Consider the following 6,232-nt stretch of genomic DNA (forward strand, 5'->3'; position numbering starts at 1 on the left):
CCTGCCCCGGCCACTGTTGCTGCTGCTCCCGAGCCTGTTGAGTATCCGCTCGGTGTTACCGAAATCGTGAAGAACGATGCTGGTACAGAAGAGTTCGACCTGTTCATCGTCCACACCAACGACGTGCATGCACGCATCGTTCCTGCTGACGGTGGCATGGGTTATTCCAAGCTGTCCACAATGCTGAAGATGGGACGTGCTCTCACCGACAACATTCTCGTTCTTGATGCTGGTGACGTTTCCCACGGAACCAACCTTGCGAACATGTTTGAAGGCGAGACCGTAGGAGTCCTGCTCGACATGCTCGGCTACGATGCTGTTGCTCCAGGCAACCATGACTTCAACTACGGCGCTGATCGCCTGATTGAGGCTGCTAGGCTTGCTGAAGAGTACAGTGATCTCAAGGTCCTGTCGGCCAACGTATTGGATGAGAATGGCTATCTGCTGTTCCAGCCGTACCAGGTGTACGATTTCAACGGTTTCAAGATTGCAGTCGTTGGTTTGACCACTCCTGATACCGCCACCAAGACCCATCCGAAGAACGTCAAAGGCATAACCTTTGCCAATGAAGAAATCTTTGAGATTGGTCAGATGGCCATCGATATGGCAAAACAGTATGTTGATTACATCATCGTACTCGGCCACATCGGTATGGATCCTGATGGAGCCAGTGGGCTTACCACCGATAAGATTGTCAGCAAAATCAAGGGTATCGACCTCTTCGTTGATGGTCACAGCCATACCGTGCTCAAAGAGGGCATGAAGATTGGTGATACTCTGATTGTTCAGACTGGCGATTATTTGAAGAACCTTGGACTGGTTCAACTGCATATCAAGAACGGTAAGGTGACTGCAACCTATCCGATGTTGATTCCTGCAGCCGACGTCCTGAACGCCAAGGATTCCGCTCTTGCCAAGCAGTACGGCATTACTGATATTCCCAACGATTCTCAGGTCGATGAGTATGTCGGATACATGTCTGCACAGCTTAGTGAGAAGCTCGGCACTATTGTTGCAACGCTGCCTGAGGACTTGGATGGTGAACGTGCTAGCGTTCGCACCAAGCAGACCAACCTTTCGAAGTTGATCACCATGGCAATGACTGCAGAAAGTGGTGCTGACTTCACCATTACCAATGGTGGTGGCATCCGTGCTTCCTTGAAGGCTGGAAACGTGACGATGGGCGATGTCATCAATGTTCTGCCGTTCACCAACATCATAACTGTTGTTGAGATGAAGGGTTCGGATGTGTATGCCGCTCTCGAGCATGGCTACAGCAAGCTACCCGAACAGAATGGTGCATTCTCCCAGACTGACTTGCAGGTTGTTTACAACCGTTTTGCAGCCCCTGGCAAGCGCATCATTCGTGTCCTGCTCAATGGCAAGCCCATCGATCGTAATGCGACCTACAAGGTTGCCACGAACGACTTCATGGCTGCCGGCGGTGACGGATACACCATGTTCGGCAAGGTTCTTTCCGAAGGTTCCCTGTTGAGCGATGTGTTCATTGAGTTCCTGAAGAAGAATTATCCTGTGAAGTAATTCACGCAATTCTGTTGTATTGGACGGCTACCTTCGGGTAGCCGTTCTTCTCTTGTAGCCGAATCTTCCTTTCACCTGATTTTGTAGCGATTGTAAAGAAAACTGCTTGACATAAAAAATGGTATGAGGTAATGTACCAATCGTTCGAAACGATATTCGCCTGTAGCTCAGTCGGTAGAGCAGGTGGCTGTTAACCACCCTGTCGGGGGTTCAAATCCCTCCGGGCGAGCAAGAGAAAAAGACAATCCTTTGTGGGTTGTCTTTTTTCATGTCTGTATCGGGCATAGAAAAAGCGGCAGGTTTGGCTGCCGCACGAGAATTGATGACCCGTTAGGGCTTCAATCTCTTCTGATTGGCCTCATAGACTCTCCAGGTTGTTTCCAGGATAGTTTGTGCAGACGAATGTTCTGCCTTCCACCCAAGCACATTCTGGGCCATCTTGGAGGAAGCCACCAGCTTGGCAGGATCGCCGGGCCGGCGGTCTACATACTGGGCTTCTATGGGCTTCTTGGTTATGCTTCTGGCAGTATCGAGCAGTTGCTGAACACTGAGCCCTTCTTCAGAGCCTAGATTCACAATTAAGTTGCCTTTCCCTGCCATCAAGTGTTCAGCCGCCAAGACATGACCCTTGGCTAGATCTGTTACGTGTACATAATCCCTGACCCCTGTACCATCGACAGTGTCGTAATCATTGCCGAAAACCAAAAGATTGGGTCGGATGCCCATGGCAACTTCCATGACCACAGGAATCAGATTGGCTGGATTGTTCTCAAGACCAAGCATCCTTCCTTTTTCATCATACCCGGCTGCATTGAAGTACCTCAGTGATACATACTCGAAATCCTTCAGCTCGGCATACCACTTCAGATTCTCTTCGATGCACAGCTTCGTATATCCATAATAGTTGGTGGGATTCTTTGGATGATTTTCATCAACTGGAAGGTAGGCCGGCTCTCCGTAGACTGCAGCTGATGAGGAGAGAATGAAGTGTTTCACTCCCGCCTTGATACAACCGGTGATCAGATTGAGGGAACCGGTGATGTTGTTCTCAGAATACTTGATCGGCTTTATCATCGACTCACCTGCTGCTTTGTATGCAGCAAGATGGATCACCACATCCCAGCCAAGCGACAACACCTCAAGCACCCGCGCCTTGTCTCGAATGTCACCTTCATAAAAAAGAGATTCCGGATGAACATTGCTTTTCAAGCCGGACGATAAATTATCGAAGATCCCCACTGTGTCGTTGCGGTCGAGAAACTCCAATGCTACATGTGTGCCTATATAGCCGGCACCTCCGAACAATAGTACTTTCATATGACGCTCCTGGTCAGTCGAACTTCTTGATGATGTCAGAGAGCTCTTTGGTTCTCTGTTGCAGTTCTGCATCGCTCTTGGCTTCTACAACCAGACGCAGATACGGTTCGGTATTTGACTTTCGGACATTGAACCACCAAGAAGGGAATTCGATGCGATAGCCGTCGAAATCCATGACCTTGGTAGGTTTGTCATGCTCAACGAACCTGGCATGCAAGGCGGCCATGGCGTCATCCTTGTTTTCCAGCTTGAAGTTCATCTCGCCGCTGTTTGCATACGCAATGACCGAATCGATGAAAGACCCGATGCTGATACTCTGCTTCTTCAGTTCACTGACAACCTGCAGGACGATGAGGGAGGCGAGAAAGCCGCTGTCGCAGTTGTAAAAGTCCCTGAAGTAGTAGTGTCCGGCGAGCTCGCCGCCGAAAATCGCACCCAAGTCCCTGAGCTTGGTTTTTGCAAATGCATGACCCACCTTCCAGACATGGACGGTTGCCCCAAGGCCGGTCAAGTATTCGGTTGTCGAGCGGCTGGTCCTGATGTCTACCAAAACATTCCCTTTTTCTTTGCTCAAGTAGTAGCGGCCCAGTACTGCTGTAATATAGTCGGGCTGGAGGAATCTGCCGTTCTCATCGAGGAACATCACACGATCGGCGTCGCCGTCGTAGATTACCCCGATGTCGCTCTTGTTTTTCAGCACTGCAGCCTCAAGGTCCTTGCAGTTTTCCACTTCCAGTGGGTTTGGCTCATGGGCTGGGAATGTTCCGTCGAAATGGTCGTACAAATAGTGGTGGTGATTCCCCAGCAGGTCTTTCACCAGAAGGTTGGCCATACCATGAGAACAGTCGATGGTGAGGTTCAGATTGGATGTATCGGGGACAAACTGCTTGAGGAATGCCAGGTAGGGAGTTTTTGCATCCTTGGTAATGATGCTGCCTTTCTTTGCCGCCACCACGACGATTTCGTTGAGAACCATCTGTTCCAGCTCCATGAGACCACTGTCCGAGCCCACCGGCACAGCCTTTGTCCTGCTGATCTTCAGCCCATTGTATATCGCGGGATTGTGGCTGGCTGTAATCTGCACCGAAGCACCGACCTCAAAATGAACGGTGGAAAAATACACCATGGGAGTGGTGGCTAGGCCGATGTCATACACATCGCTGCCGCTATCGGTAATACCTTTGCACAAGTACTCAAATATTTCCTCACTACTGGTACGGACATCCCTTCCAACGAGTACAACGTTGCTCTTGAGTAGTTTTGGAAGAAAATACCCGATTTTATAGACGGTATCCTTATTGAAATCCTTGTTGTAGATTCCTCTGATATCGTACGCCTTGAACGCTCCCATCTATTCCTCCTTGTTGCTGTGCTGCAACTCATCAACGAACTGTTTCCGATTCATCAGCTCAAAGAAATGTACTGTCCCATCTTTCAACGTCACCATCTCAACCATCTGTCTGAACAGCTTGTCCAAGAGGTTGGGGTGTCTGACTGAAGCGATGTCACGCCTTCCTTGGATGATTTTTGCAGCCAAGGTTTTAGGAATGGGCCTGGTATCCTCAACTTCGTCGAGAGAAAATGAACCTTCATATTTACTGAAGGGGGTTTTTGCTTTCTTCGATTTCATACTAATGCCGAACATGGTTGGATTTCGTTCAAAATCTTCAAAGTAGAAAGAGTTTTTGCATCTATAGAAGAAAACCCCGAACTCTCTGAATACCTCATGGTTGTTCCCATACCAAGTGGCATAGGTTTTCCATGTCAGCGGTGCTTCGTGTCTCGTTTCAAGTGCAGTGATGAAGGCTTGTGCATCTTCTTCCATTATTTTTATCCTTTGCTTCACTAGCTTTTTTCCATATTAGCATATACACTGCGTTGCAGAAAGAGCTACCAGGATTGTAATGGATTACACAGAGAAGGATTTTAGCAAGATTTTGAAAAGCAATGCTCTCAAAATGCGTCGTATGATGCTCAAAAGCGGTACGACTTGTATGAGAGTGTATGATCGAAACCTTGAGAGGTTTCCCGTCACTGTGGATCTCTATGGTCCCTATGCAAGGGTCACCGATTACAGTGAAGAGGGCTTGGATGAAGAGGAGGAGCGGATATGCTGCGATATCGTCTCCCGTATGCTTTATGTCCAGGCGGATCGTGTGATTTTCCATCGCCGACCGAAACGGGTGGGCAAGGAACAACACAGCTTGCAGGGCGAGACCTCGTTGGTTGTACAAGTCACGGAGAATGAACTGTTCTTTACCGTAGACCTGACCAAGAGAATTGATACCGGTTTATTTCTTGACCACATGGCAACGAGGATGCTGGTTGAGTCGATGAGCCGCGGATGCCGGGTGCTGAACCTGTTTTCCTATACAGGATCTTTCTCGGTCTATGCAGCCAGGGGCGGTGCCACCAGCGTTGAGTCGGTGGATTTGTCCAGTACCTATACTGCATGGGCTGAAAAGAATCTTGCTGACAATGGGTATAGTACCGCATTGTATCCTTGTGTTGCCGCCGATGCGTGGCAGTATGTTGTTGAGGCTCTCTCGAGTGGAAAGGTATATGATTTGATCATATTCGATCCCCCGAGTTTTTCCAACAGCAGGAAGATGGAGTATGATTTTGATGTCCAAAGAGATTATCAGCGTTGGATGAAAGTGCTCAATGCACTCTTGGCGAAGGAAGGGAAACTGGTGTTCTCAACAAATCTGGGAACATTCAGGATGGACACGAAAGCAGTTCGAGGTTTTGAGGTTCAAGAGATAACGGCTCAGGTTGCAGCCCCTGGGTTTACACGCCGTTTAGGAACGGCAAGGACGTGGTTGCTTGAAAAGCAACAGGATGTACGGATAACTGCAGCAGATCTGCGGACCGTTGAGAGAAAAGCTGGCAGAGACCGGCGTGAAGAACATGTGGAAGAAGAAGTTATGAAAAAAGAAAAAGTAGCAAAAGACATTGATGTACAGCAAGAGAATGTTGCAGCAGACATTGCTCAAGAAGAAGCTGTACAGGTAGACGCAATTGTAGCAGAGAGTGCAGAAGAAGTCGTACAGGAAGAAGAGTCCTCTGATCTTGAACTGGAAACTGAAGAAGCTGCCGATGAAATTGAAGCCAATGAAGTGGAAGACGACCTTTTGACCCTTCGCTGGGATGATGAAGATATTGCTCCGCTATTTGAAGGAAACGAAGAGGCTGAACAAGATCGAACCGAGCGTGCTCCCAGAAAAGAGCGCGAGAGTCGAAACGATGACCACAGAGGGGCGCGTGATGATCGACGCCCTTCCTACCGTGATCGTGATGACAGAAGGTCCTCCGGCGACAGGGGCGAACGGCCATCCTACCGCGACCGCGATGACCGCAGGTCCTCCAGCGA

General features: G+C 49.1%; 5 protein-coding genes and 1 tRNA gene. 3 read left to right on the forward strand and 3 right to left on the reverse strand.

Annotation, left to right across the window (positions count from 1 at the left end; genetic code table 11):
• The coding region (locus B3F49_RS09260; protein ID WP_293890819.1) for a bifunctional metallophosphatase/5'-nucleotidase at positions 1-1,542 on the forward strand (1,542 nt) is incomplete at its 5' end.
• Between the two features lie 156 nt (positions 1,543-1,698).
• A tRNA-Asn gene (locus B3F49_RS09265) sits at positions 1,699-1,771 on the forward strand.
• 101 nt (positions 1,772-1,872) lie between these two features.
• Here B3F49_RS09265 and galE read toward each other — a convergent pair.
• From galE to B3F49_RS09280, 3 genes are read right to left on the reverse strand one after another with little or no spacing between them, the layout of a single operon-like run.
• Positions 1,873-2,859, reverse strand: coding sequence for a UDP-glucose 4-epimerase GalE (gene galE / locus B3F49_RS09270; RefSeq protein ID WP_293890822.1), 987 nt, complete (start codon positions 2,857-2,859; stop codon positions 1,873-1,875).
• Between the two features lie 13 nt (positions 2,860-2,872).
• Positions 2,873-4,210: a phosphomannomutase/phosphoglucomutase gene (locus B3F49_RS09275; protein WP_293910594.1), complete on the reverse strand. Its 1,338-nt coding sequence runs from the start codon at positions 4,208-4,210 to the stop codon at positions 2,873-2,875.
• A complete protein-coding gene (locus tag B3F49_RS09280) occupies positions 4,211-4,684 on the reverse strand; it encodes a hypothetical protein (protein ID WP_293890828.1) in 474 nt (157 codons plus the stop codon).
• 169 nt (positions 4,685-4,853) lie between these two features.
• On the opposite strand from B3F49_RS09280, the gene B3F49_RS09285 reads away from it, so the two are divergent.
• Positions 4,854-6,232 (forward strand): class I SAM-dependent methyltransferase (locus B3F49_RS09285; protein ID WP_293910596.1); only part of this gene is annotated, 1,379 nt, incomplete at its 3' end.

The organism is Sphaerochaeta sp. UBA5836, from assembly GCF_002432845.1.
GTDB lineage: Bacteria > Spirochaetota > Spirochaetia > Sphaerochaetales > Sphaerochaetaceae > Sphaerochaeta.